23 protein-coding genes, 1 tRNA gene and 1 pseudogene are annotated in these 26,504 nt (G+C 46.7%); 16 read left to right on the top strand and 9 right to left on the bottom strand.

Annotated features, from left to right (window positions below; genetic code table 11):
* The first annotated feature begins 39 nt into the window (after positions 1-39).
* The 8 genes from ACWQXP_RS16710 to ACWQXP_RS16675 all read left to right on the top strand — a co-directional run bounded on the left by ACWQXP_RS16710 (position 40) and on the right by ACWQXP_RS16675 (position 6,993).
* Positions 40-1,509 (top strand): hypothetical protein, encoded by a 1,470-nt coding sequence (locus tag ACWQXP_RS16710; protein ID WP_454064000.1) that lies wholly within the window; start codon positions 40-42, stop codon positions 1,507-1,509.
* Positions 1,510-1,572: 63 nt separating this feature from the next.
* Positions 1,573-1,821, top strand: coding sequence for a glutathione S-transferase N-terminal domain-containing protein (locus ACWQXP_RS16705; RefSeq protein ID WP_454063999.1), 249 nt, complete (start codon positions 1,573-1,575; stop codon positions 1,819-1,821).
* Between the two features lie 50 nt (positions 1,822-1,871).
* Entirely contained in the window at positions 1,872-2,996 is a 1,125-nt protein-coding gene (locus ACWQXP_RS16700) for a KamA family radical SAM protein (protein ID WP_454063998.1), read from the top strand.
* Complete coding sequence (locus ACWQXP_RS16695) at positions 2,996-4,159, top strand: 2'-deoxycytidine 5'-triphosphate deaminase (protein WP_454063997.1); 1,164 nt, start codon at positions 2,996-2,998, stop codon at positions 4,157-4,159. The genes ACWQXP_RS16700 and ACWQXP_RS16695 overlap by 1 nt, the downstream gene beginning before the upstream one ends.
* A 2-nt stretch (positions 4,160-4,161) precedes the next feature.
* Complete coding sequence (locus ACWQXP_RS16690) at positions 4,162-4,599, top strand: hypothetical protein (RefSeq protein WP_454063996.1); 438 nt, start codon at positions 4,162-4,164, stop codon at positions 4,597-4,599.
* Positions 4,600-4,663: 64 nt separating this feature from the next.
* Entirely contained in the window at positions 4,664-5,362 is a 699-nt protein-coding gene (locus ACWQXP_RS16685; RefSeq protein ID WP_454063995.1) for a TIGR04283 family arsenosugar biosynthesis glycosyltransferase, read from the top strand.
* Positions 5,346-6,104: a TIGR04282 family arsenosugar biosynthesis glycosyltransferase gene (locus ACWQXP_RS16680; RefSeq protein WP_454063994.1), complete on the top strand. Its 759-nt coding sequence runs from the start codon at positions 5,346-5,348 to the stop codon at positions 6,102-6,104. The genes ACWQXP_RS16685 and ACWQXP_RS16680 overlap by 17 nt, the downstream gene beginning before the upstream one ends.
* A 154-nt stretch (positions 6,105-6,258) precedes the next feature.
* Positions 6,259-6,993, top strand: a complete 735-nt coding sequence (locus tag ACWQXP_RS16675; RefSeq protein ID WP_454063993.1) for an SDR family NAD(P)-dependent oxidoreductase — start codon at positions 6,259-6,261, stop codon at positions 6,991-6,993.
* 61 nt (positions 6,994-7,054) lie between these two features.
* Here ACWQXP_RS16675 and lipB read toward each other — a convergent pair whose 3' ends face one another.
* The 5 genes and pseudogenes from lipB to ACWQXP_RS16650 all read right to left on the bottom strand — a co-directional run bounded on the left by lipB (position 7,055) and on the right by ACWQXP_RS16650 (position 11,432).
* A complete protein-coding gene (gene lipB, locus ACWQXP_RS16670; protein WP_454063992.1) occupies positions 7,055-7,723 on the bottom strand; it encodes a lipoyl(octanoyl) transferase LipB in 669 nt (222 codons plus the stop codon).
* A 109-nt stretch (positions 7,724-7,832) separates the two neighbouring features.
* Positions 7,833-8,909 carry a cytochrome-c peroxidase gene (locus ACWQXP_RS16665; RefSeq protein ID WP_454063991.1) on the bottom strand — a complete coding sequence of 359 codons (1,077 nt, stop codon included), beginning with the start codon at positions 8,907-8,909 and terminating at the stop codon, positions 7,833-7,835.
* A 48-nt stretch (positions 8,910-8,957) separates the two neighbouring features.
* A pseudogene (locus tag ACWQXP_RS16660) lies at positions 8,958-9,197 on the bottom strand (transcriptional repressor); the annotation flags it as partial.
* A gap of 449 nt (positions 9,198-9,646) precedes the next feature.
* Entirely contained in the window at positions 9,647-10,051 is a 405-nt protein-coding gene (locus ACWQXP_RS16655; RefSeq protein WP_454063990.1) for an acyl-CoA thioesterase, read from the bottom strand.
* Between the two features lie 16 nt (positions 10,052-10,067).
* The gene (locus tag ACWQXP_RS16650) at positions 10,068-11,432 is read right to left on the bottom strand and encodes a TIGR02710 family CRISPR-associated CARF protein (protein WP_454063989.1); all 1,365 of its coding nucleotides are present in this window, start codon (positions 11,430-11,432) and stop codon (positions 10,068-10,070) included.
* 105 nt (positions 11,433-11,537) lie between these two features.
* Here ACWQXP_RS16650 and ACWQXP_RS16645 point away from each other — a divergent pair, with 105 nt between their 5' ends.
* The 3 genes from ACWQXP_RS16645 (at position 11,538) to ACWQXP_RS16635 (ending at position 15,137) form a co-directional block, all read left to right on the top strand.
* Entirely contained in the window at positions 11,538-12,119 is a 582-nt protein-coding gene (locus ACWQXP_RS16645; protein WP_454063988.1) for a D-sedoheptulose-7-phosphate isomerase, read from the top strand.
* Complete coding sequence (locus tag ACWQXP_RS16640; RefSeq protein ID WP_454063987.1) at positions 12,103-13,080, top strand: hypothetical protein; 978 nt, start codon at positions 12,103-12,105, stop codon at positions 13,078-13,080. The genes ACWQXP_RS16645 and ACWQXP_RS16640 overlap by 17 nt, the downstream gene beginning before the upstream one ends.
* Positions 13,081-13,718: 638 nt before the next feature.
* Positions 13,719-15,137, top strand: coding sequence for a sigma-54-dependent transcriptional regulator (locus ACWQXP_RS16635; RefSeq protein ID WP_454063986.1), 1,419 nt, complete (start codon positions 13,719-13,721; stop codon positions 15,135-15,137).
* Between the two features lie 75 nt (positions 15,138-15,212).
* On the opposite strand, the gene ACWQXP_RS16630 is transcribed toward ACWQXP_RS16635, so the two are convergent.
* The 4 genes from ACWQXP_RS16630 to ACWQXP_RS16615 form a co-directional block, all read right to left on the bottom strand.
* A complete protein-coding gene (locus ACWQXP_RS16630) occupies positions 15,213-17,492 on the bottom strand; it encodes an ATP-binding protein (RefSeq protein WP_454063985.1) in 2,280 nt (759 codons plus the stop codon).
* A 27-nt stretch (positions 17,493-17,519) separates the two neighbouring features.
* Entirely contained in the window at positions 17,520-18,578 is a 1,059-nt protein-coding gene (locus tag ACWQXP_RS16625) for an ABC transporter substrate-binding protein (RefSeq protein WP_454063984.1), read from the bottom strand.
* A 263-nt stretch (positions 18,579-18,841) separates the two neighbouring features.
* Positions 18,842-19,171: a hypothetical protein gene (locus ACWQXP_RS16620; protein WP_454063983.1), complete on the bottom strand. Its 330-nt coding sequence runs from the start codon at positions 19,169-19,171 to the stop codon at positions 18,842-18,844.
* Positions 19,172-19,539: 368 nt separating this feature from the next.
* On the bottom strand, positions 19,540-20,346 hold the full coding sequence (locus tag ACWQXP_RS16615; protein ID WP_454063982.1) for a symmetrical bis(5'-nucleosyl)-tetraphosphatase: 807 nt from the start codon (positions 20,344-20,346) through the stop codon (positions 19,540-19,542).
* A gap of 104 nt (positions 20,347-20,450) precedes the next feature.
* Here ACWQXP_RS16615 and ACWQXP_RS16610 point away from each other — a divergent pair, with 104 nt between their 5' ends.
* From ACWQXP_RS16610 to ACWQXP_RS16590, 5 genes are all read left to right on the top strand, one after another.
* The gene (locus tag ACWQXP_RS16610) at positions 20,451-21,203 is read left to right on the top strand and encodes an alpha/beta hydrolase (RefSeq protein WP_454063981.1); all 753 of its coding nucleotides are present in this window, start codon (positions 20,451-20,453) and stop codon (positions 21,201-21,203) included.
* Positions 21,204-21,346: 143 nt separating this feature from the next.
* Positions 21,347-22,009 carry a class I SAM-dependent methyltransferase gene (locus ACWQXP_RS16605; protein WP_454063980.1) on the top strand — a complete coding sequence of 221 codons (663 nt, stop codon included), beginning with the start codon at positions 21,347-21,349 and terminating at the stop codon, positions 22,007-22,009.
* Between the two features lie 261 nt (positions 22,010-22,270).
* Positions 22,271-22,344 (top strand) — tRNA-Gln (locus ACWQXP_RS16600).
* Between the two features lie 409 nt (positions 22,345-22,753).
* Entirely contained in the window at positions 22,754-25,741 is a 2,988-nt protein-coding gene (locus ACWQXP_RS16595) for a PAS domain S-box protein (protein ID WP_454063979.1), read from the top strand.
* A complete protein-coding gene (locus tag ACWQXP_RS16590; protein ID WP_454063978.1) occupies positions 25,738-26,445 on the top strand; it encodes a response regulator transcription factor in 708 nt (235 codons plus the stop codon). The genes ACWQXP_RS16595 and ACWQXP_RS16590 overlap by 4 nt, the downstream gene beginning before the upstream one ends.
* Positions 26,446-26,504: the final 59 nt, after the last annotated feature.

Here is a 26,504-nt window from a genome sequence, read left to right as displayed (position 1 = left end):
GTTTGAAATCCACTCATTCTTTTAGAAAAGCATAACCCTATGTTACCAACGGGAACAATTTCCCCAAGTCCAACTATCACTCGAGAATCCTCATCCCAGGGGTCTACTCGACATACAGTCATTCGTCATGCCCTGGTCAATGATGGACTCCTTCAAGAAGGCGAGGCCGATGTCTGGAGAATTGCCCGACATCCCTTTCAAATCACCTCAGCCGAAATCACATTTTTTGAACAACTCGGCCACCACTTACTCGCATTTTATCGAACACTGAATCGACTCTATCTAGAGAGCGTCAAGGGTCAGCAACCGGCTTGGATCCATCAATATTTTGATCAAGGCAAGCCTGAGTCCCTCCTTGCATATGCCAGGATGAACCGCTTTAAAAATGTCGTTCCTCATGTCATCCGTCCAGACATTATCCCCACTGACGATGGAATGATCATGACGGAGCTTGATTCCGTTCCAGGCGGCATGGGTCTCACGGGAAGTTTGGCGCGCACATATGGCGAATTGGGAGAACACGTCGTTGGGGAAGCCGATGGGCTACCTCAAGGATTCGCCGCCATGCTCCTGTCTCGTACAAAAGACACTCAGCCCACAATCGCCATCGTGGTATCGGATGAATCTGAGTCGTACCGTGCGGAAATGCAGTGGCTCACACTTCAGCTAAAGAACCAAGGATTAGCCGTTGCCTGCGTGCCTCCGCAAGATCTGCGCTTTAACGACGACGGGCTCTACCTCCCTGCTCAATTCGGAGAACGCCCGGTTTCTCTTGTCTACCGATTTTTTGAACTTTTTGACTTACCCAATATTCCGAAGTTTGAATTATTGATGTATGCTGCCAAAAAAGGGCTGACAACGGTGACACCACCCTACAAACCGTGGCTTGAGGAAAAATTGGCTTTTGCCATGATTCACCACCCAATGTTAGAACAGTATTGGAAGGCACACTTGTCTGGTGAAACGTTTCAGACGTTGAAAAGACTTATGCCACACACATGGGTGCTTGATCCTCAGCCGATCCCGCCCATGGGGGTCATTCCAGGCTTAACCCTGGGGGACCAACCGATTTCCGATTGGCGCGCACTAGGAACAGCAAGTCAAAAAGAACGCCAATATGTCATAAAACCCTCAGGATTTTCCGAACTGGCGTGGGGAAGTCGTGGCGTCTCCATTGGTCATGATCGTTCGCAAACTGAGTGGACACAGACGATTGAACATGGGTTGGATTCATTTTCGACAACACCGTATATTCTTCAGGAATTTTATAAAGGCCAACTCTATTCCGTTGAGTACTATGACGAGCAAACACAAGATTGGACTGCAATGGATGGACGGGCTCGCCTTTCTCCATACTATTGTGTCATTGGCGATGAAGCCAAACTCTCAGGGATACTGGCAACCGTCTGCCCAAAAGATAAAAAAATTATCCATGGCATGCGTGATGCCGTCATGGTGCCGTGCGGAACAGGACTAAATAAAAATCGTAACGTGCAAAACGAAAGATGACAAATTGTCCGGTCAACAATCATATGCCATTTCTAAATTTACATTTTTCACTATGGATATAATATGACGCTGTACCACGTCGGATGGTGCCCCGAATGTATTGAAGTCACGAAAAAGCTGGAGGATCTCGCCATCCCCTATGAAAGTGTGGTTGTTCCAGACTTTCAGCTTTCTCGAACGCAAGTTCATGATGTGTCGGGACAGTATTATGTTCCCGTGTTGGTCGATAACGAGAAGGTCTTAACTGAAACCCATGAGATCTTATCGTATCTTGATGACTATTCATCTGAGCAGCCCTCTGAAGGGAATTAGAACAACGTCGTCGAAGAGTCTGCAAACCATGATAGAGTGAGGAACTCAATATGGATGATTGGAAACGTGTTCTTGCCGAGAGCATCACGAAACCCGAAGACTTAGCCAAGCAGCTAGGCGTGGACCCCAAAGAAATCGAAGATGTGGTGGGTCCCTACCGCATGCGAATTACCCCCACGGTGCTAGCGACGATTAAGGAAAAGGGCGATGCGATTTGGAAGCAAGTGGTTCCTGAAGCCATCGAACTCGATGATATTGATGCGCCTGATGATCCATTGGAAGAGGATACCGACAGTCCTGTTCCCCATTTAGTTCATCGGTATCCCGATCGAGTCCTCCTCATGGTGACGAACCAATGCCCTATCTATTGTCGATTCTGTACCAGAAAACGCTTGGTCGGAAAGCCAGGGTTTTTGAAAAAAGGTGAGCTGGATCGAGCCATAGCATATCTCCGCGAACACACCGAAGTCCGAGATGTGATTTTGTCTGGGGGCGATCCATTGCTTTTGACAGATCCCATGATCGAACGTGTGTTAAAAGCCCTGCGGTCCATTCCCCATTTGGAAATCATACGGTTTGGCTCGCGTGTTCCAGGGACGCTTCCAGAACGCATCACGCCGGAACTCTGTGAAATTGTGAAAAAATATCATCCTATTTACATGAATTTACATTTTAATCACCCGGATGAACTGACGCCTGAGGTTAAAGAGGCTTGCGGACGCTTGGCAGATGCCGGAGTGCCATTGGGTGCTCAAACTGTCTTACTTAAAGGCGTCAATGACGATCCAGAGGTGATGAAACAGTTGATGCATCAGCTTCTGCTCGCACGCGTTAAACCGTATTATCTCTACCAAGCTGACCTGACCAAAGGCACCAATCATTTCCGTACGACGGTTGAAACTGGACTCAAGATTATTCAAGCGCTCCAAGGCCATACAAGCGGGATGGCCGTCCCTCATTTCGTTATTGATGCCCCGGGTGGAGGTGGAAAAATCCCAATTCTTCCAAGCGATTACCTCTTACACCTGGATGAAAACGGCGCGGTACTTAAAAATTACGAAAACAAGACCTATCATTACCCTCAGCCCGGCCCAGACACGAAGCGAGAACTTCCAATGGTTGGCGCACATACTTCAAATGGCTCCTGTAGCGCAGGAGCAATGGACGATCTGTAATGCCGGGCCCACGAAAACAAGGGATTCTTCCGTACCAGCGACTCAAGGAATTGGCAGCCGAGGGTGTCATTACTTCTACCCCTCCCATTACCGAGGGACAGTTTCAACCAGCCAGTCTTGATTTACGGCTCGGTCGAAAAGCCTATCGATTAATCAGCAGTTTTCTTCCAGAACACCCTGACACCTTTGGATCTCACTCACATTGGGAAGAGGCCTTTCAGTCGGATTTGGTGATGTATGACATGGACATTACCAATGGAGCGATTCTCGAAAAGGGTCATGTCTACCTGATTCCCCTGCTCGAACATCTTCGACTGCCTAAAACTATACGTGGGAGAACGAATCCTAAAAGTTCGACGGGAAGACTCGACATCTTTACCCGTGTCATTACCAATCGGAATGTGGGATTCGATGAAATTCGCCCTGGGTATGAAGGACCGCTGTATCTTGAGATCGTTCCGCGTTCTTTTACCATCCGCGTGCAAACCGGATTATCCCTGAACCAACTGCGCCTCAGCATAGGACGGCCGACCGTCTCTGATTCCGACTTGCGAGCTGTGCATCGAAAGACTCCGCTACTCTATCAAAATGGAGAAGCCAGCCGTCCCAATAAGCCGTTACCGACTAAAAATATCCACCTCAACCATGGGCTGTTTCTAAGTGTTGATCTTCAAGGGTCTCCTGATACAGGCGACACCATCATTGGCTATCGGGCCAAAAAAAATAGCCATGTGATCGATTTACAAAAAATTGGCTATTATTCGGCCTTCGACTTTTGGGAACCGATTTCGCGCCATGCCAAAAATACCCTTCTCCTAGAACCCGAAGATTTTTATATTCTCGCCTCCAAAGAACGAATCCAGGTCCCAGCGGGCTATGCCTCAGAAATGGTGGCATATGAAGCGGCTTGCGGGGAACTCCGCACCCATTATGCGGGATTTTTTGATCCTGGATTTGGCATGGTCACGGCCAAACGAAAAGGGACCCAAGTGGTGTTGGAAGTCCGCCCGCACGATGTCCCATTTCTGATTTATGACGGTCAAACATTTTTTAAAGTCATCTATGAAAAACTACTGAACCTACCCACGAAGTTATACGGATCGACCTTGGGGTCGTCGTATCACCAACAGGGATTAACCTTAAGCAAGCACTTTAAATGGTAACCATGACATCTGAATTAGATCCTCAAGAATCCACACCGTCATCAACTCCCCCATCACCGCCCATGCGGCAACCACGACCTCCAAGCGAAGAGGATGATGACAAAGAAAATCTCCAAATGCGTGTCGCCATGAAAATGATTGGATCGGCGATGGTGTTTATTGGATTTCTTCAAGTCTTTCTGGCCGCACAAACAGGTGCCGAAATTACGGTATTTCCGATGTTCATCTACTTTGGCGGCATGGCGCTTTGGGCTCACTCTTCGATCGAAAACTCGACGACTCGCTATCTCGTTATCGCCTTTTCACTGCTGTGCGGATTGGCATTTTTTCACTTTGGTGAAGTTCTCTTTTGGCATATCTATGTCATTTATTGGGGCACGGTGCTGATGGTCGTGTACTTCATGTTTAAAACGCAAAAGAATCCAACGTCCGGACAATAGTCGTACTCAGGAATTCCGAACAGATTCCTCTCAATTACGTATCTTCACTTTTCGCGCTACGACGATGACGATTGGAGTTATCATTCCCACGTTCAATGAAGAAACGATCATCTTGAACACCTTATCCATGCTTCCCCAACCACAGATGGATGAAGTCATCATTGTGGATGGAGGGAGTCAGGATCGCACCCGAGAAATTGCGCAAGCCTACATTGATTCGCACTATGCCCAAACTGGTCATCTGCTCACCTCCGCGAAAGGCCGCGCATGCCAAATGAATACAGGAGGATGGTTTGCACAATCTGATATTTTAATTTTCTTACATGCTGATACGCATCTCCCTCCGGAGGCTCGTCGTATCATCACAGAAGTCATGGACGGAGAGACCCATGTCGGAGGGCGATTTGATGTCCAATTCGAAATCGACCGCGGATATGCCTGGGTGATTAGTCGAATGATGAATTGGCGCTCACGTTGGAGTCGAATTTTCACTGGCGATCAAGCCATTTTTGTTCGACGAACCACGTTCCAACAGTTAAAGGGATTTTCAAACATTCCCCTCATGGAAGATATTGAATTCAGTTCCCGTTTGAAACAATCAGGATCGGTTATTCCGCTTCACTCGAAAGTCACAACCTCCTTTCGTCGGTGGGAGCACAATGGCCCACTTCGAACCATCCTTCATATGTGGACGTTGAGATTCTTGTATTGGCTGGGAATCAGCCCACACACCTTGCAACAATTCTATGGCACAATCCGCTAAGCCTCGAAACAAAAAGTTCCCCAATAAGACTCGTGGTCGAGGATCACCTCCTCCACAGTCGGCTCTGATAGTTTTCGCCAAATCACCAATTCCGGGATCAGTCAAAACTCGGTTGAGTCCGCCGCTGACACCAGACGAAGCCGCGACGTTACACGGAAGCCTGGTCATGGACACCCTAGAACAAACCAAGAATCTCGTTGAATTCGATCGTGTTCTTGCCTGTGCCCCTTCGAAACAACATCCGTTTTTTCAGGCCGTCTCGGCAAGACAGCACATAGAACTGTGGGAACAAATTCCAGATGACGATCTGGGAAAACGTATGGAGCACGCGTTTCGCGAGGCCTTTACACGGAATTATGCGTACGTGATGATGATTGGAAGTGATCTTCCCACTATTTCCAGCGATATGATCCAATCTGCACGGCATGGACTCCGAGAACATGATGTCGTAATTGGTCCATCGAAAGACGGTGGATATTATTTGATTGGCCTGAAAAAACCGGCGCCTGAGTTATTTACAAATATTCCCTGGTCAACCCATCAGGTCACCAACCGCACTAGAGAAAAAGCCAACGAACTAGGACTTTCTCTCACCCTCTTATCTCAACAACAAGACCTGGATACGATTGATGATTTACAGTTTTATATCAAGGAGTCTCCGCATTCATTGAAGAAAACGGTGTCTTCACGAACAAACCACGTCTTCAAAACTCTTGCGACCCGTTTAGTCAACCGGGAATAAGTTTCCATTCTACATTTGCAAGACAATTACGAGTTTAAAGTCTCAGAATTTTTGAACCTTTAACTTTAAACTCCTATACTGATCCAAGAATACCACTGGCGGTCGTCTTCACCATTTCCTGACAAATATCTTGAGACCATAAGGGAGCGAAGGTATGACTAATCGTGTCGCGTTAATTACCGGCGGAGCTAGAGGAATTGCCAGGGGCATTGCCTTGGAACTGGGAGCGAAGCAATGGTCGGTTGCCATTTGCTATCGGACAAGTGAACAAGATGCTCAACAAACCACACACACGATCGAAGAGTCCGGCGGTCGTGCCCTGGCAATTCGGTGTGATGTCTCTGACCCAAATGCCGTAAAAAATCTCGTCCGGCAGGTGGAGTCCACCTGGGGACAGATCGATGCCTTGATTAACGGTGCTGGGCCATATCACCGCGTAAACTTATTTAAAGAAACCCCAACAGGTTGGACTGAGATGATGCAGAACAACTTAGATCCAGTGTTTTACCTTGCACAAGCAGTTGCACCTGGCATGCGCACTCGAAAATATGGACGCATTATTTCTTTTGGAATGGCTAATGTTGACAAAATGGAAGCTCAACCCCACGTAACAGCCCATTATATTGCCAAAGCTGGAGTCGTGATTTTGACCAGAACCTTAGCCAAAATGTTGGCGCCAGACGGCATTACCGTCAACGCCATTTCGCCAGGGTACATTGATTCAGGCAGCGCTCCACCAGGAGAACTCGATGGTATAGAGAAGAACATTCCAGCCGGATACATCGGTGAGATATCAGATACGGTTTCAGCCGTTCAGTATTTACTTTCTGATGAAGCGCGATATGTCACAGGGGCGAATCTTCAGATTAGCGGAGGATGGGGAATATAGCCCGACTCCAACCTGCTCAGGACGAGACAGAGGAGCATGTAGCCGATGATGGGTGGACCAATTAAGTTGGAAGACGGCTAGACGTTTCTTTCCATTCGAGCCCAAAGACTTCAGCGAAATGATAGGCAAGCTGCTCTCTGATTTTTACCATACTGACCTGTTTCCCAAGATATTGTTGCATTGAAGTCACGTGGCAGCCATCAATCCCGCAAGGAATAATGAAATCAAAAGGTTTCAGATCGACATTTACATTTAATGCGAACCCATGCATCGTCACACCCTTCGTGATACGGACGCCAATGGCGGCGATTTTTTCAAGAACAGGGCTATCCTCCCCCACCCACACTCCAGGAAATTTATCCTTCAGCTTGCCTTGAATGTTCCATTCGGCTAAGACACGAATAATTACCTCTTGCAACATGCCAACATAGACCTTTGGTCCCTGACAGAAATTTCGCAATCGGACAATCGGATACCCCACGACCTGCCCGGGTCCGTGATACGTCACGGACCCGCCTCGTTCAATGGTATAGAGCGCAAACCCTTGATCGGTTAAAGACCGAACCTTTCCGTTCCAATGTTCCTCCTGAGTCGTTCGACCTAATGTAAACACGGGCTCATGTTCTACGAGCAGAAATGTATCAATACAACGATCTACGGCTCTCTCCTGAAGTCTCCTCCGCTGATAGTCCCAGGCTTCTTGATACGGAAGATGAGAGAGATTCAACAAGCTGCCAGAACGTCTCCCCTTTTCAGGTGTTTCAGTATTTGGCAATATTGACTCTCACAACACTTTGGTTCGTTCAGAATTAATTCCTGACCACAATGAACACGAAGCATTACCGGGGAAATTCAATTGGGGGAATCATCTGCCAGCCTTCCCCATTGAGAGACTCTAAGAAGGTCACAAGATCGTTCTTTTCAGTTTCCGTTAATTTTAATGGTTGCACAAGTGGATCCCTATGAGGATTCGCAATCCCACCTTGATCGTAAAAATCCACGACCTGTCTCAAAGTCGCAAAACGACCATCATGCATGTACGGTGCGGTTCTTGTAATTTCTCGCAACGTAGGCGTCTTAAATGCTCCCATATCTTTGGCATCTTTCGTCACCACATAACGCCCCAGATCCACGTGATCCGTATCCCAGTCCACACCAAGATTATGAAATTTTTCATCAGAAAAGTTCGCACCAGAATGACAGGTAAAACAGAGCGCTTTCCCACGAAAAAGTTCTAATCCATTTTTAGCACTGCTTGAAAGTGCTTCTGGGTCTTCACCTGAATTATACTGATCAAAAGGACTATTGCCTGAGAGAATTGTGCGCTGAAAACTGGCCATCGCCTGTCCTATAGTCTTCGCTGAAATGCCGGAACTAAACGCATTCTGAAACAGTTTCTTGTACCCTTCGATGTCATTCAGTTTCACCACGAGTTCGTCATGATTGACAAATCCATGTTCGACAGGATTGATTAACGGTCCGATTGACTGCTCTTCAAGCGTCGCAGCTCGTCCATCCCAAAACTGTGCTGAACTGAAGACACGATTAATGGCTGTGGGAGCACTACGCCCACCCTGTTGACTATTGATCCCTGTTGAGACAGGTTGGCCATCCGTAAACGCCAAACTCGGGATATGGCAGCTCGCACAGGCAATAATGTCATTCATGGATAGACGTCTATCAAAGAACAGTAGTTTACCCAATTCGACTTTTTCTTTTGTCATCGGATTATCGTCTGGAATCACCGCTAACTCTTTTTTCAATCCTAACGGAAATTTCAGTTCGTAAGGCTCTTCAGCGTGAAGTTGAGCCGCAAAACTTAAAAATAAACTCACGATAAAGACCGTATACAAGCCACCTTTTGCCAAAAATAGCACCCCCATCAAGTTAGTCCGCACTTCATTCATCGGTCTCATCGCAATCTCCTTTCTGAGACATATCATCAGTACCTATATAACGACATTTCACGTTCGAACTGTTTGACGTGTTCCTCGAAGCAGTATTTGCACTTGAGAGATTCGAAATTCTTTTTTCAACTTGGCCTTTACTTCAACAATTTCTGGCTCAATATCAATGAGTTGGCCGATCTCGTCATCAAAAAAGTGATGGTGATACTCAACATTCGAGTCATAAATCACTTTCGACGTATTCGGGAAGCGATATTCTTTTAAGAGCCCCGCAGCCACAAATGTGTTTAACGTGTTATAGACAGTTGTTACTTATTTTCGGAAAATTGTGGTCAGCCCAGTCTTTGATCTCTTCTTCTGTCGGATGACCAGCCTCACACACCATATATTAATAAATGGCGATTGGGTGTGCCGTTGCCTGAACACTGGCTTCTTCAAGTTTTGCTGCAATAAGCTTTGAATCTCGCATCGAAACACCTTAATTATAATTAATCTATGCTTCGAATAAATCTAAATATAATTCATGTCAAGACCATTCACCGTATCCATCAACTATTCAGGGAAATGTTAGTCGCAATCTTTCTGATTGATATTGCACCTACGATCCGTGAATACAATTTGATAAAAATACACAGCATCTCGTCCAAAGACCAGCATACCATCAAATTGCCTTCTGCGACTTGTCATTTTTGATAGAACGAACAGTGCTCACACTGGCCAGTGAAGAATCAGGCCTTTAAAAAACTTTAGGAGCCAGGAGATGACTCCTGGAAACCAAGACCATTGAGAAAGATGGGATTCAGACGCTTCACCTTTCCTGCGCCGTTCACGGCTACCAATGTCGCCGAACCTTCGACGACGACACGACGCGAATGACATTCGCGAATGATATGAGAAAAGGTCAAAGATATGCGACGATTAGCTGAAAGTGTGGTTTCAACCTGTAGATCGTCTCCGTACTTGGCGGCCGACTTATAGATGACCTCAGCATGCGTCACCCTAAACTCCGTGTCTTGCCCAATGAGTTCGGCAACTGAAAAACCGCGTTCTTCTAAATAATGCGTTCGAGCGCGTTCAAAGTACTTTAAATAATTCGCATAGTACACCACCCCACCACAGTCCGTATCTTCATAATAAATCCTGATGTTCATAACAAGAAAACTCGCGTTACAACGCCATGGGAGGGAACTGCGGAAGATCTCGTTCATGAATAGCAGATATTTTCAGCACCAAGTCATAGAGTTGGTGAAAACGCTCGGCCTTGACGGGTTCAAACCCTTGCCCCAAGACCGCATGATCAGCGGCATCAATAAGCGTTTTCATTTTTGGCCATTCTGAGAGAAACGTCTTTCCCATGATATCGTGGTGCTCGGCCAACACATGAAACTGAGCAGGGAATGGGAGTCGATGTTTGCCATCCACATCATTCAAATAACAATTTCGACAAATCTCTTGCAGGGATTTCGGGAGTTGTTCAAGTTTCACATCCCAACTTTTTATCTGATAGGTATGAAACAGACGAGCCTGCGCTGATGCGGTCAGGCCTCTGAGCAATACGCGTATGGCAATTTCGGCATCATGTTGTTGTTCGATCTGACGCTTCGCATGGGCCAATAAATCTTGTGCAAGCTTGCTTTTCACTTCGGCTGGATCCAAAACAATGTTTTCAAGAAATCGAACATTCTCTTTCACGCCTCTTAAAAAAGACGAAATCCCTGGAGGGCCACCCCAGGCAGAAGCCAAATCAAGAGCCTTACTCGCACTTTTTAATTTTTCCCAAGCCTGGCGATAATGAAATTGTTCCCATTGCCGATAGCCCTCTGAAATGTCCGACAGGGCTCGATACAAAGGCTTCAGTCCTCCGCTCACTCGAGCTTCGATGCGACGAAACACTTTCGCGGCAGCGACATATGACCCTTGATTGAAATAGCCTGAAGCTTCCTGTCGAATAGAGAAAGCCTCTTCATCCCATGGATTACTCTGAATCCAGGTTCTTGCCGTTTCTCCTGCCATCATCACTTTTGAATCCGATTGTCTTTCGGCACTCGCTATACTCAATGTTACGACTTTGGCCGTATAGGGAAATCCGACCAACACCATGGCCGCAGCCATTGGCGAGGTTGCCATCGTGATATCAATGACAAGTTCGCCAGGATTTACGTCCCAGGATTTCAAGAGTTTGGGTAACAATTCGGCTAGCGTTTTGTGAGACTGCGCAAAATTTTCAGGATCGGGCGTGAGTATCCAATCCCACTTCTGTGGCATGGTTGAAAGTTGAGGGTGGACATCAGACTCCACCAACTTCTTACTCGATTCTGGAAGAAAGAAACACAATCGCTCTGGGATTAAGCGTTGAAGAGAGCACACAGCTGGCGCAGGATCCTGCGCCATGGCGATAAGGAGGGCTTTGACTGGCCCGTCAGCACTCACAATGCACCAACTATAGCATTCTACGTACCAGGCAGCAAGAATTATACAGAGGTATTTGGCTTTCAGTATCACGACAATGTGCGGTGCGCATGATAAGATCACTCCTTCTCTCCTCACGAATTACACTTAGATAAGGGAGAGGAAGTTCGATGATTTCAGTAAGAAAGATGTGAATTTTATCGAATACCCTGCTAGAATCTACTGATCATGGATAAACAGTTAGTGGTCGAGGCCTTTGAGTCAAGTGCCGATATTAAATGTCGGTTCGTGCAAACCTATGCTCAACAAATCATCGACATCGCCCAGATTATCATTCGGGCATTCCATGACAACCGGAAAGTCTTGCTTTTTGGGAATGGGGGCAGTGCAACGGATGCGTCTCATATCGCAGCCGAGTTCGTTGGACGGTACAAGCGCGATCGTGCAGCTCTTCCTGCCTTGGCCTTAGCCACTGATATGGCAGCGCTCACCTGTATTGCTAATGACTACGAATATACCGATATTTTTTCCAGACAGATTGAGGCCCACGGGAATAAAGGCGATGTCGCGATTGCCATTAGCACAAGCGGAAATTCACCAAATGTGCTGAGGGGTATTCAAGTCGCTCATGAACGAGGTCTTGTCACAATTGGCTGGACAGGCCAAACGGGAGGACAATTAATGGACCTGGTGGACTACAGCTTTCAGGTTCCCTCAACGGTGACGGCTCGAATACAGGAATGCCATATCACTCTTGGCCATGTATTATGTGAAATCATAGAAGAGCGACTGTTTGCCCAAACGACGTAATTCGCCCACAACGTCCGTTAAACCGCTGAACCTGTCCAGGATTCAGACGTATCCGCTTTCCTCGCGTCACAGCAAGGTCAATATTGCCGACTTCGCGGTATCTTGGCGCCGGGGCAAAAGCTTTCGAAGTTTTCTCGATACCCTTCCAGACTTTCTTGCTGTGAAATCACTTCGTGCTGTCGTTCGTGCTATCGTCCGCGCACGGGGACGAGGAAAACCTGTCATCCTCGGCATGGGAGCCCACCCGACAAAAGTCGGACTCAATCCCATTCTGATTGATCTCATGAAGCGGAACATCATCACAGCCGTCGCCGTGAATGGAGCCGTCATTATCCACGACTTTGAACTCGCCTACCTTGGACACACCTCAGAGGAAGTCGATGCAGAAATCGACTCTGGCCGATTCGGTATGGCCGAAGATACAGGACATATCTTAAATTCTGCCATTCTTGAGGGGTGGAAGACTGGGCTCGGAATCGGAGAGGCCGTTGGTCGCTATATGACCACACACCCAAGACAATTCCCACATCGTCAAAGAAGTCTATTGGTAACAGGCCATAGATTAGGGATTCCGATTACGGTACATGTCGCCATGGGAACTGACATCATCCACATGCATCCATCAGCCGATGGTGCGGCCATTGGAGGAGGATCGCTCGTTGATTTTCGGACACTGGTCTCTCTCGTGTCTGACATGGAAGGAGGGGTCTATATCAATCTCGGGTCGGCGGTGATGCTTCCTGAAGTGTTTCTCAAGACCGTAACCTTGAGCCGAAATCTCGGACGTTCATTAAAGAATATTACAACGGTGAATATGGATTTTCTTCCTCACTATCGTCCCATGACCAATGTGGTGCGTCGTCCGACTCAAAAAGGCGGACAGGGGTACTCACTCGTTGGTCATCATGAGATTATGGTTCCATTGTTAGCCGCAGCCATTATTGAACAGATCACCTCCTAGTGATCTAAACCCTAGAGCACCACCTTTCTCCATACCCCCTTTGCATCATCGATCTTTAAAAAAAGACTTGCAAGATTGTTCCGTTTGCGACAGACTATAGCGAATTCAAATAAGTTCCAGTGGTGCGCTGAGGCCATGAACGTTCAATGCACCACTCGTCATATCTGGTCAACCTTCACTGAGAATTCGTATGGCCACTCAATATTGTGATCATAGATGGCCTCAGTAGATACGATCATTCACAAGACCAAGCGTAACTGATGGTCAGTCATAAGTGGCGACTTATAGCCATTTCAAATAATTTCCGATGTTTGAGGCGTAATATTACGTTGTCTAGGCAACTCTAATTAACACTCCAGAGGCAAACAGGTCTCACAATTGGTAAGCATCTTTTATGCTGCGAGAGGTATACAACAATCGTCGCCAAAGTCACCACTGGAATATTAATCGGATTCGCTATAATCCTTTTGGTGCCACCATTACAGGTATCCATGTAACCCAGCGTCATGACCTCCTTCAGACAATATAGAAGTTAATTGAATCGGCTATAGAAAAATTATACGGCGTATTTATTGCATCTATTTCATTTTTATAGCTCTTCACGGTTTCTCTTCATGACTGCTTAAGAGGGATATGCCATGAAAAAGAAAATTCTTATCGTTGATGATGACCCAGATATTGTTCTCATGCTGACGGACCGTTTGGAGGGACAAGGATATACCACCGTGCCGGCGGCAGATGGGAAACAGGCCATTGACGCCATTGAACTTGAAACCCCCCACCTCGTTCTTCTCGATCTGACTCTCCCCCGTATGTCCGGGCTCGAAGTCCTTCATCATCTGTTCCCCCACGGTGATCAGCCACACCAATCTAAAGACCAGGTGGCATCGGAGACGGTGACACAACCCTTAGACCTTCCAATTATCGTGATGACAGCCAATGCCACCATTGAAAATGCCGTAGAGGCCATGAAGACTGGAGCTTACGATTTCCTCACGAAACCAATTGATTTTGACCATCTGGAAATCGTGGTCAAAAAAGCTATGGAACGGGAAGTCCTCAAGCAGCAAGTCACATCACTTCGGACAGAAGTGGAAAGCCGATATAACACCATTGTTGGCGACAGTCCAAGCATCCAGTCCATCATTGAACTTGCCCAACGTGCCGCATCTTGCGACGCAACGGTCTTACTTTTAGGAGAGAGTGGGACTGGGAAAGAATTGTTTTCTCGATCCATTCACAAATGGAGTCCTCGTCATGCTATGCCATTCAGCATTATCAATTGTGTGGCGTTAAACGAGACACTCCTCGAAAATGAACTTTTCGGACACGAAAAAGGAGCCTTTACCGGGGCCGACTCTCGACAAAAAGGTCGGCTCGAAGAAGCAGATGGAGGTACACTCTTTCTTGATGAAATCGGTGATATGCCATTGACGCTACAAGCGAAACTCCTCCGGCTCCTTCAAGATCACGAATTTCACCGAGTGGGTGGAAGCCGCCTCGTCAAAGTGAACATCCGAGTGCTGGCCGCGACCAACAAAGACCTCAAACAGGCAGTCAAAGAAGGACGCTTTCGTGAAGACCTGTACTTTCGTTTGAATGTCGTAAGTCTCTCATTGCCTCCACTACGGGAAAGGCCTGATGACATCAACCCATTGGCTGAGTTTTTCTTAGATTTTCATCTTCGAGAGATGAAACGACCACCTCGAGTGTTCACGAAAGAGACCATCAAGGCCATGCGAAGTTACAGTTGGCCAGGAAATATTCGAGAACTCAGCAATGCCATTGCTCGTGCCGTCGTTCTCGGCGTCGATGAAGAAATCGTTCCTGAACAATTAGGGTTAGGTCCGTGGGGAGTCGATCCATTCCAAGGTGGCGAAAACCTGCCCTACCATGAGGCTATCGAACAATATAGCCGGCACATTCTTGAACAAGCACTTCGGCGAAGCAATTGGAGTCAAACAAAAGCCGCGGATCTCTTACAACTCCAACGAACCTACCTTTCCCGTCTACTCAAACAAAAGGATATTCAACTCGAACCTACCACAAATTCATAACAGAGGAGTTCTTTCGTAGGGTTACTGTCGCAGATGCAGGTCAACACCGTACCACTAACAACTATATCCTCATTCTCATACCGTCGCGACCGTGGCAACCGGCACTGTAAAGAAAAACTGACTGCCTTCTCCAACCTCACTCTGCACCCAGATCTTTCCCCCGTGGAGCTCCACAAGGCTTTTGGAAATGGCCAGTCCTAATCCCGATCCTCTAGCTTCCACTACCACTGACTCGCCACGATAAAACCGTTCAAAAATATGAGGAATTTCATTGACCGGAATCCCACAACCAGAATCCCTCACACACACCTCAACCATGTGATCATCTCGTATACGTCCTCCGACTTGGACATCCGTTCCCGGCCTTGAAAACTTCATCGCGTTGTTGATCAAATTTGTGAGCACTTGATCGAGCTTATCTCGATCTCCCAGGATAGTTGGGAGAGGCGCATTCACATCGAAGACCAGATTCAGAGATATTTGCCTTGCGACCGGTTGCATAACTTCAACAACTTCATGGGCGAGTTCTTCCACAGATAGGGGAGCACAACTGAGTTGCATGACTCCAGCATCAATTTTTGAGAGATCAAGCAGGTCATTACTCATTCGTGTCAGCCGTTCAAGATTCCGCTTCACACGCGATAAATAGAAGGATTGACGTTCATTGAGGGTACCGGTGAGACCATCGAGCATATTGTCGACTAACCCCTTCATGGATGTCATAGGTGTGCGAAGTTCATGGGAGGCAATCGAGACAAACATGGACTTGAGACGATCATGTTCACGAAGACGTTCATTGGCTTGCTGCAAGGCCTCGGTCCGTTCCTGAACTCGGTCTTCAAGCGTTTGGTTGAATTGCCCAAGCGCTTGATAGGCGCGAGCATTATCAATAGCTACTGATACATGATTCGCAATGGTCATGAGGACATCTAAGTCTTCCTGAGTACAGGGGATAATACCCCTGTCAGCTCCCAGATATCCAAGGATACGATCCTGACTTTTCAGTGGTGCAACGATAAAGGAAGTAACACCAACTTCTCGGCAGGCTCGTAAGGCAGGAAGATACATTCGATTAGTTACGGTCTCGATATCCTTGACAAGGACAGGTTTTCCACGAATTAAGAGATCCGCACTAATTCCATCATTTCCGTCTATAGGGATTTCAAATTCTTTCACAAGGTCCTCAAGTTCCTCTGAAACTCCCGTGACCTGAGACACGAGGCCAATACGACGCTCCGAGTCATAGAAGACCAAGGCCATTCTTACAAACCCCAAGTTCTCGACCAAGAGCTTGAGGACCGTTGCCAACAATCGGTCGACATCCAAGGTTGACGCGATCGCAGCCCCCGTCTGATTCAGAGTTGAAAGTTGTGAGACCTGCTTTGTTATCGTCTCGACATATGTCGAAATTGCCTCTTCACGCTGCCTTAAGGAGACGGTCATCTGATTGATGCTCGTCGTCAGTTGCCCAACTTCGTCTCGAGTACGAGCTCTGACTGAGTGCGACAAATCTCCAGCGGCAATGTGCTTCGCCACCCCTGCTAATTTACGCAATGGTCGAATGATTTGGTTAGCCAGCATGACTGTCAAGACAATGCCGACGATCATGATAAAGACCGCCATGACCATAACATTCCAGATCATCGTATCAACGGTTTTCATCATCAACGATTGCGTCAAGCCCACATGGATAACCCCATACACCTCAGATTGTTGCCTGGGCTCAGGCATTGAAAAAGACGACTCTTGGCCTTCTAATGACAAGGGGCCAAATTGTGCTTCAGGACTTGTTTGTCGCCTGACAGAAAGCGCAAAATCATACAGCGTTTCCCTCGTTCTTCCCGATTTGGTCAGCCTTGATCCCGCATTCACAGGACTGCTTAAACCGCCTACTTGTTTTTTATTGGACACGGTGAATACCGTGACAATCGGTTGATCGCCAGGTGCCGAAAGAGCCGCGGTTGTCAAAGACGGGCTTGGAAGCAACGGTCGGTCCAGAGCTCGTTTCTCAGGGTGCGCCACATTCAAGCCTCCTTTGGACTGTTCGACTAATCGCTCCCCTGTTGGCCCTGTTACAACAACATACACGACTTCATCGACCGAGAGGGCACCTTCAACAACCTGCTCGAGAGAAACCGTATCTTGCGTGATGAGACCATAGCGACCGTTATGAACAAGGTTTTTGATCAGGATTGCTCCGGTTTTCCGTAACGCCTTCTCCATTGATGAGGCCTGTTGGTTGACGAAATACCAGCTTAAGCCTGAACAGACCCCAATGATAATTAAACTAATAAACAGGACGAGTTTGGTTCGAAGACTACTGAAGAATATTCCTGAGGAAGGAGGAGTACCCATAATTCCATTCGCGCTCGTTTCATAGAATCAATACATTTTATGAAACCTGGTCAAAATATTGGGTGCAACCGTGATGCCTAAAAAGTTTGCCGTTTTCAAGTTAATGGCCAATCGCAAAGGTTCAGGAGACAGGACAACCCCCGGCGTAAATTTTTGTCCAGTGAGAAATTTTTCGGCTAAACGTGAAGCTTGTTTTCCAACATCTTCATAATTGAAATGCACACTGAGCAACGCTCCCTTACGAACAAGATCAGAAGAAAATCCAATGACAGGAATATTCGCCTCGAGAGTGGTCCGCAAGAGAAAGTCAAAAGACTCTGGAGTCACGACCGTACTATCCGGAAGTAACCATAACGCATCAATGTTATGAACAATGGCACGAAGAGAGGCAGGCACGTCTTTTTCAGACGAAACCATCCTTGACACCAATTCCATCCCTAGAGCGTTCGCTTGGGACGTCGCTTTCTGTACAATCCTCCCGGTTTTCTGGGAATTGTAAATAACTCCCACACGCTTGACCGTTGGCACCACATCCTGCAGGGATTGAATTTGGTCTTCGAAGGGGATCTCTAAGGCAATTCCAGCCATATGCGATTTCGTGAGGTTGTACTTCACAGGGTCTAACACCATGCAAAAAATGCTAGGAATGGATGGCAGGCCCTGCCGAACAACAAGTGCCGCTTTTAAGCCCACGGCGACGATAATGTCTGCCTGTAACGATCGAACCTTTTTAACTATGGGCTCTCCATGAGTTAAATCTCCATGGAGCGAAAGCCGTTCGACATGTCGCACCGTCGGCGAGATATTTTTCAGGAAGGCTTTGACAGTTTGATCATAGGACTTAATATCTGAGGACTGGACTATGACAACTGTTTTGGCAAACGCTGAAGGTGTGATGACGTTCCAGTGACATCCAAGAAAAACTAGAATCACAACCAGGAGGGAAGGACTCCCTTTCCGAAAAAACCAATGACCGATATTCAACAGGTCATGAATACGTGATCTAGGAGCAAGAAATGAAAAAATCCAGTCCTGATGAGGGCTTCTAGGTACATTCTTTCGACTCTCTTGAAGCGGGGAATCCAATGTCTTTACTCCATGACGGTTCCGTGAATCGGATTGTTACTCTGACCATTCTACATGGTCCCGCATACTTGTACATACCATCCTGCTACCGGAACAAGTCCTGAGCCATAATCTCATCCGAACGCTTCGTCATCAATATCACTAAAAAAATCTGGACAAACGTCGATGACTGTAATGTGCTATGTCTGACCATTCAGTTTTTATAGATTCTCTCATTGTCCTATCCCATCTCTCACCTCACTCAAGACCTACCGAAGAAAGAATTATGAGACCAAGTCAGTCGTGCAAAATTGCGCTGTCAGACGACGAATTGATCTCACTTCGTCGCTCTCAGTTATCACTCGCGTTCCCCACTGTGGTTGCCATCCGCAATTAATACATCGGATGTCGTTTTTCGTTGTGAGATCAACAACTTGAGCCGTCAGCAATCCTCGACATTTCGGGCACCGTCTCGCAGCGGGGGAGTGAAGACCATGCAACTTTACATTAGCAGTCCATGTCGTTTGTGCCTCGGTTACGGGAAGTACACCAGGGATTGACCGAGTTCGACGTTTTCGGGGTAAAGATGGTTTAGATAAAGACTTTTTTTTCATCAAATGTTCTCCTTCTTTCAAGACTATTGAGGGATCCCGACACTCAAGCTTTCATAAACCAATGAGGAGCTGTGCCCCGATAGGAAGAAAAAGCAAGGCTGATGCCGAAGCGGTTTTTCCCAAGAAAACAGCTGAAAGAGAACGGTTCTTAAAGGGTTTTCAAAATTCCAGAACAACGCATCTCGAACTCTTTGATCTCAACGAATCTGTTTAGATACACTTGTTATCTAAACAGATACACAGCAAAGTTCTCGCCATGAGCAGGGAGGAATCACTATTTCAATGTCATGAGGTCAATCGAAAGATAAGAGAAGATGGCAATCTGAGGAACAGAAGGAGAGCAGAGAGATCAGCTCGAAACGAACATATTAATTTGAACAGGAGGTTTGGAAAAGCTTTCGATCTTCAAGCCGAAGTGCGGTCAGAGCCTGTCCCCAGACACATCCACTATCAAGGCCAAGGAGCTTGTCATGAATAAACAGTCCCAACGCTGACCAATGACCAAAAATGACGACTTCATCACTAATCGATCGCCCAGGGGCTTGAAACCAGGGAACCAAGCCCTTCTCAGCTTGATCAGGCGAGCCTTTGAAGGAAAAGTCTGGCACACCATCGGCTGAGCACATCCGTAACCGCGTTAACACATTCGTTGAGAAACTCAACCGATTATGATACGACAGCTTTTTAGACCAGACAAGGTCAGCCTGGCGAAAATAGAGGAAAGGCAGCAACTCAACAAAATTCTTACTTCGCAATGCAGCTTCCACCTCACGTGCCAATGTCACAGCCTGCGTTGCAGTCCATTGAGGCAAGAGTCCGGCATGCATCATCAAATACCCGTTTTCCAAATGTATCATCGGACGAAAGCGCAACCAAGTGAGCAACTCATCACAATCCGGTGCAGACAAAACCTCTGCCAAGGTATCCTTATGATGTAACTTGGCGACACCAGCCCATACCGAAAGTAAATGCAAATCATGATTGCCCAGCACCGTGACCGCTGCCGGCCCAAGTTCTTTAATATAACGAAGCACAGCGAGCGAGTCCGGGCCACGATTAACCAAATCTCCAACCAACCACAGTCGATCGCCTGTGGCATCAAATTTGATTCGCTTCATCAGCTTGCGTAAGGCTTTAAAGCATCCTTGAATATCGCCTATCACGTACGTGGCCATAGCATCTCATTCAATTAATATTTGCAATAATGATGATAACAACGTAGCGTGATACGAGCGAGGAAACAAGCCCCTGAGAAGAAATGAGGAGTGAGAAATCCTTGATGTTTGACAACATCTTTGTCTTTCAACCATCTCCCTGGAACGAACAGCAATGGAGACACATCAGCGGCCTTCCACTCGAAGAGGTGTGGCTGACCGTTGATTCAGATATACATCTGTATAGTTGGTATGTTGATGCAGGACCTAAGCAGCCAGTGCTCTTGTGGTGCCATGGCAATGCTGGAAACATCAGCCACCGCCTCTCAAACATTTCCGAACTCCATCGACGTGGCATTTCTGTCATGATTTTTGATTATCGAGGATATGGAAAAAGCACGGGAGTTCCATCAGAAGCGGGATTCTATCAAGATGCCCTGACCGCTTATGACTTCCTACGCACACACAAGAAAGTCAATCCTAAACGCCTCGTGATCTTTGGACGTTCATTAGGAACATCTGTTGCTGGCGAAGTCCTCCGTCAACGTTCCGCTGCCGGACTGATTTTGGAAGGGGCCTTTCCCTCTCTTCAATCGATGGCTGATCATCACTATTTCGGGGTACCGGCCCACTGGTTTCTGAATTCACAATTTAATCTAAACGAAAAACTTCCTGACATTTCACGGCCACTCCTCGTGATACATGGAGAAAATGACACCATTGTTCCAATTAAGTTCGGGAAACAAGTCTACAAAGCGGCAAAACCACCCAAACATTGGTATCCCGTTCGAGGAGCCAGTCACAACGACGTCCCTGTTGTCGGCGGACGAGCGTACTTTCACCAACTGAAGATCTTCATTCAGAACATCGTTTCATGACAACCCAGCGTGAGCTGCTTGACGCGTTTTAAGAAGACTCGCTACCATCTCACCTTGTAGAACAAGCCTTCTAGATGCAGAATGTCCAGCATAGACCGAGTCCTCATGTTCAATGAAGACAATGCCCTGATGGAGACAGATATATGAATCGCTTACTCGAGCCTGAGTTGATGGATGACCCAGAACAAGCACAAATTTATGCCTCCGCAAACTTTTCAAAGGAAAATCAAGATTTTGTCGATCGTTTTCTGCAATCCCATGGCCACGAGTTAGAGAACGCCCATGTCGTTGATCTGGGGTGCGGCCCGGGCGACATTCCCATTCGTCTGGCTCAGGCTCATCCGACTTTACGAATCACAGCAATTGACGCATCCCAACCGATGATTGACATTGCCAAGCGCATGGTTGCTGACGCAAAGTTAAGTGAACGGATCGAACTCCGCTGCCAACGTTTTCAAGATGCGACATTCTCAAGCCCAGTCGACGCAATCATTTCCAATAGCCTCGCGCACCATGTACCAAATCCACTTCAATTTTGGTACTTCATTAAAACGACGGCGAAACCGGGAGCTCCTGTTTTGGTCATGGATTTGATTCGCCCGGAATCCACCGAGGAAGCCCACACCCTGGTTGAACAATATGCGGCAGAGGAACCAGAAAAATTACGGCAAGACTTCTATAATTCGCTCCTTGCGGCTTTTACCGAAGACGATGTCGCCGCTCATCTTGCGGAACTCAACCTGAGTCGGTTACTGCTTGACGTGCCCGATGACCGACATTGGATTGTTGAAGGTCGAGTGTTCTAAGAATCTCGAACCGAAGGGCTGCCATTTGATCTTCTTTGGCACGGCAGTTGGTGACCTTTGACACGATAGTTGTACAACTGAATAGCAATTCCTGTTCAAACTATTTTAGAGTCTCAATCCAACTGAAGAATCTACTACAAATCGTCCAAATGACACCAGGAGATTCTACAGAACGAACATCAGAATTTTATTGAAATGGCCCCACCCCAAGGTCAAGATCTTGACTCGGACTGGTTCAGGCCTTAATGTAGAGGTCTTGGTTGGGGGATCGTCTAGGGGCAAGACATTAGATTTTGGTTCTAAGAACCCAGGTTCGATTCCTGGTCCCCCAGCCACTTCTTTTCTTTTGAATCAACTGAATCACTTCAGACCTCTTACTTGATTTTTTCCCTGTATCAAAAACAGGAAGCCTTCCAGCGTCTGTTGCTAATTGGACTCACATCCCTACCACGCCGAATAATGCGTTTCAGGAGTCAGTGAAATCAGGCAGATTGTTCTTATAATTAACGTGATTCACAAAACACATTACCGTTGACAAAGTTGCGAAATACCCTCTTCGAAGGTTTAAGATGAGAAGAATCAAGTAACAGCATCATGCCCAGCAATCACATCAGGAGATCGAGACATTGATTGCATGCAAGTGCACAGCAGATGATATGAAAAGGCTTTGCACGACACTGTTATTGAAGATTGAATGTTCAATAAACGGTCCTGTCATCCTATTCGCCAAAGAAGGATTCCAGCATGAACTCATTTGCTGCTACCGATGTTGAACCAAAATCAAAGTTAGGAAGCCGCTTTACGATCATTACGGTCATGTTTCTCAGTGTGCTCCTTGGGCTGTTGGCCTACACCATCACGACGATCCACCAGGAGCAGTCAAATGCTCGACTTATTGACATCGTAGGTCGCCAACGCATGCTGCTTCAGAAGCACATGAATGAAGTGTTTCTGGCTTCCCAGCTGGTCTCCGCTGACTATCAATCGACCAGGTCCTTGATTCATTCTACCCTCGATGCCCTTATTGAAGGGCAGGCCGTTGCTCATAATCCTACAACGAATCAACAACAAGTACCAGCCATACCAACTCAAGAAATCAGGCGCAAACTCCTAGAGCAACGTAATCACTTCGACACCATCATCGATTCCGCTGACCATTTACTTTCGTTAGTCGCGGATCATGGGGATTTTCGACGACAACTTCAAACCCTTCGCACCCAAAATTCAGCAGCAATCAGTATAGCCGACGACGCCGTCAAACTCTTGAATGTTCATGCTGAGTCGAATTTTTCAACGATGGTGCTATGGGAATCTAGCATTGCGGTGTTAGTCGCATTGCTAGGGATATTTGTTACCGCACAAGGCATACGAGCCGGCCAAAAATTAGAAAATGAAGTGGTAGAACGGAAACGTGTAGAAACCGCATTGCGGAAGAGTGAAATGTTCCTACACTCGATCATTGAAAATATTCCTGACATGGTATTTGTCAAAGATGTAGAAGATCTTCGTTTTGTTCATTTCAACAAATCCGGTGAAACCCTCACGGGGTATACCAAAAATACGATCATAGGAAAAAATGATTTTGACATTTTCTCAAAAGAGCAAGCAGAATTCTTCTCAATGAAAGACCAAGAAGTCATATCATCAAAAGAAATGCTCGACATTCCAGATGAAACCATCCAAACAAAATTTAATGGTTTGAGGCACTTACATACGAAAAAGATTCCGATCCTCAACCAACAAGGTTTCACTGAATATCTGCTAGGAATCTCGGAAGACATTACGGAACGGTTGCTTTCTGAAAATGCCTTACGGCAAAGCGAAGAACGCTACCGAGCACTATATGAGGATAATCCGTCTATGTATTTTACCGTCTCTCAAGATGGAAGAATCCTCTCCGTTAACCAATTTGGTGCTCAACAACTTGGATATTCAGCTGAGGAGTTAATTGGATGGCCTGTTATAGATCTATTCTTGCAAGATGATAGGCTTCCGGTTCAGCAACGCTTTGAGTTCTGCTTGCAAAATCCTTTGTCTCTTTTTTCTTGGGAGTTTCGTAAAGTACGGAAGGATGGGAGTATTCTGTGGGTGAAAGAAGTCGCACGAGCGGTATATAGCAAAGGAGGAGAGATTGTTGTCCTGATTGTTTGTGAAGATGTTTCGGATCGCGTAGAGTCAGAAAACTCTTTGCAAGAATGGAAAGCTTTGACCGAAAGCATCCTAGGTCAGCTACCCAAAGGATTTGCATATCGTTGCCTCAATAACAAGTCATGGTCCATTATATATGCAAGCGATGGCATTAAAGAAGTGACAGGACACTCGACTTCAGCCTTTCTGAGTGGCGAGGTCACATACGATACGCTCATGGCACCGGGGGAAAACGAGCGAGTCTGGCCTATGATCCAAGATGCTCTGGCTCAACACATTCCATATGAAAATGAGCATCAAATCATCACCAAAGATGGAACAAGGAAATGGATACTGGCCCGCGGCCATTTTATTTTTGATGAGATCGGACAACTCCTCTACCTCGATGGATTAAATGTCGACATCACTGAATACAAACGGATCGAGAATGAACTACGGGCCAGTGAGGCACGGTTTCGATCTCTCGTTGAACACGTTCCGTTTTGTATCCAGGAGGTCGAGATCAATGGGAAGATTAGCTCAATGAATCAAGCAGGGCAGAGAATGTTGGAAGTCGAGACCGAGGACCAAGTCATTGATTGTTCATATCTCTTTTCAGCAGACGAGAGCGAACATGAAGTCATAAAAGAGTACTTTACAAAAGCGGTGCAAGGCGAGCCCGTCAGCTTTGAGTACAAGGTGACCACTCATGGCAACGACAAGGTTTTTTCCAAAAATTTTATCCCGCTTCGCGACAGCAACGGAAACATCTTGAAGATTATCGGAATTTCAGATGATATCACGGAACGAACGTTTGCCGAAGAACGCTTGCGAGAAAGCGAGGCTAAACGGATCGAAGCTTTGAAACAAAGTGATGCGCTCAAGTCAGCCTTGCTCTCATCGGTCTCTCATGAATTGCGAACGCCTCTCACCGCCATGAAAACGTCAGTCTCCACGATTTTAGGGAATGCACCAAGCAGGATGACCGAACTCCAGCAAGAGTTTCTTGAAGGAGTCGACAAAGAAATCAATTATATGAGTCGTTTGGTTGATAACTTGTTAGATATGTCACAGATTGAAGCTGGCACGCTCATCCCGCATCAGGAATGGCATCTTCTAGAAGATCTAATCGAAGGCGCGATCCGTCGCACAGAATTAACATTAGAAGTCCGGAACATCGAAGTCTCCATTCCTGACAATCTCCCTCCGCTCTTTGTCGACGCAGTGGAAATACAACAGGTCCTCATCAATTTACTCGACAATGCCATCAAATATTCAATGCCAAACTCGTCGATTCAAATTGATGTCTGCACTGAGGAACAACATATTGAAGTCAAAGTCTCCAACACAGGAGAACCTCTTCTCCCTCAAGATGTCGAGCGTATCTTCGAACGTTTTTATCGTCGGCAAACATCGTACACACAACCCATCAGAGGCACCGGGCTGGGCTTAGCCATTTGCAAAGGGATCATTGAGGCCCACGGCGGGCGGATTTGGGCTACGTCAACGGGAACAGAAGTCACGATGACTTTTACGATCCCCTTAACTGAAGCCATGGTCAGCTTTACCCTTGAAGGACGGCACAAAGTGCAAGGTGAATTATGAGTCAAGGTGCACGAATCCTTGTGGTGGATGATGAGCCACAAATTCGTCGTTCGTTGCAAGTCAATTTGGAAAATAAGGGCTACGTCGTCATCACGGCTGCGTCTGGAGAAGAAGCATTAGATGCTATCGCCCAACGACAGCCTGATGTCGTCATTATCGACCTCATCCTGCCAACGATTAACGGGATTGAACTCACCCGCCGGATACGGAAGCAATCTCCGGTCCCTATCATTGTTCTCTCAGCCATTGGCAATGAACAAAAAAAGGTTGAAGCGCTTGAGACTGGAGCTGATGATTATGTCACCAAACCTTTTGGCATGGAAGAATTAACCGCAAGGGTCAGATCGGCCCTTCGTCGAACGGTCATGGTCCCTGGTACTGAACCAATATTCAAAAGTGGATCACTCACGATCAACTTTGAGCGACGTGAAGTGCGGTTGGATGACGAACCAATCAAACTCACTCCGACAGAGTATGATCTACTGAAATATATGATTCAATTCACAGGTAAAGTTCTGACACACCGAACGCTCCTCACCGCTATTTGGGGAGAAGCGTATGCGGACCAAGCCCAATATCTTCGAGTGTTTATTGGACAGCTCAGAAAAAAAATTGAACGCAATACATCACGACCCCAGTACATTTTGACAGATCCCGGTGTGGGCTATCGTTTCACTCACGATACACAAGAACATCAACCATAAGTTCCTTTGTTGCAAATGGAAAATGCGTTTCATTCTTTCGTATCCAACACTTCTTAATC

It is taken from the genome of Candidatus Nitrospira salsa, assembly GCF_965152625.1.
Note: the sequence above shows the minus strand (reverse complement) of the source record. Positions and strands in the feature narration are given on the sequence as shown.

Bases quoted from the DNA above. Each gene is read 5' to 3' on its own strand.
- ACWQXP_RS16710 (WP_454064000.1), top strand. From the start codon at position 40: ATGTTACCAACGGGAACAATTTCCCCAAGTCCAACTATCACTCGAGAA.
- ACWQXP_RS16705 (WP_454063999.1), top strand. From the start codon at position 1,573: ATGACGCTGTACCACGTCGGATGGTGCCCCGAATGTATTGAAGTCACG.
- ACWQXP_RS16700 (WP_454063998.1), top strand. From the start codon at position 1,872: ATGGATGATTGGAAACGTGTTCTTGCCGAGAGCATCACGAAACCCGAA.
- ACWQXP_RS16695 (WP_454063997.1), top strand. From the start codon at position 2,996: ATGCCGGGCCCACGAAAACAAGGGATTCTTCCGTACCAGCGACTCAAG.
- ACWQXP_RS16690 (WP_454063996.1), top strand. From the start codon at position 4,162: ATGACATCTGAATTAGATCCTCAAGAATCCACACCGTCATCAACTCCC.
- ACWQXP_RS16685 (WP_454063995.1), top strand. From the start codon at position 4,664: ATGACGATTGGAGTTATCATTCCCACGTTCAATGAAGAAACGATCATC.
- ACWQXP_RS16680 (WP_454063994.1), top strand. From the start codon at position 5,346: ATGGCACAATCCGCTAAGCCTCGAAACAAAAAGTTCCCCAATAAGACT.
- ACWQXP_RS16675 (WP_454063993.1), top strand. From the start codon at position 6,259: ATGACTAATCGTGTCGCGTTAATTACCGGCGGAGCTAGAGGAATTGCC.
- ACWQXP_RS16665 (WP_454063991.1), bottom strand. From the start codon at position 8,909: ATGAGACCGATGAATGAAGTGCGGACTAACTTGATGGGGGTGCTATTT.
- ACWQXP_RS16655 (WP_454063990.1), bottom strand. From the start codon at position 10,051: ATGAACATCAGGATTTATTATGAAGATACGGACTGTGGTGGGGTGGTG.
- ACWQXP_RS16645 (WP_454063988.1), top strand. From the start codon at position 11,538: ATGGATAAACAGTTAGTGGTCGAGGCCTTTGAGTCAAGTGCCGATATT.
- ACWQXP_RS16635 (WP_454063986.1), top strand. From the start codon at position 13,719: ATGAAAAAGAAAATTCTTATCGTTGATGATGACCCAGATATTGTTCTC.
- ACWQXP_RS16630 (WP_454063985.1), bottom strand. From the start codon at position 17,492: ATGGGTACTCCTCCTTCCTCAGGAATATTCTTCAGTAGTCTTCGAACC.
- ACWQXP_RS16620 (WP_454063983.1), bottom strand. From the start codon at position 19,171: ATGAAAAAAAAGTCTTTATCTAAACCATCTTTACCCCGAAAACGTCGA.
- ACWQXP_RS16615 (WP_454063982.1), bottom strand. From the start codon at position 20,346: ATGGCCACGTACGTGATAGGCGATATTCAAGGATGCTTTAAAGCCTTA.
- ACWQXP_RS16610 (WP_454063981.1), top strand. From the start codon at position 20,451: ATGTTTGACAACATCTTTGTCTTTCAACCATCTCCCTGGAACGAACAG.
- ACWQXP_RS16605 (WP_454063980.1), top strand. From the start codon at position 21,347: ATGAATCGCTTACTCGAGCCTGAGTTGATGGATGACCCAGAACAAGCA.
- ACWQXP_RS16595 (WP_454063979.1), top strand. From the start codon at position 22,754: ATGAACTCATTTGCTGCTACCGATGTTGAACCAAAATCAAAGTTAGGA.
- ACWQXP_RS16590 (WP_454063978.1), top strand. From the start codon at position 25,738: ATGAGTCAAGGTGCACGAATCCTTGTGGTGGATGATGAGCCACAAATT.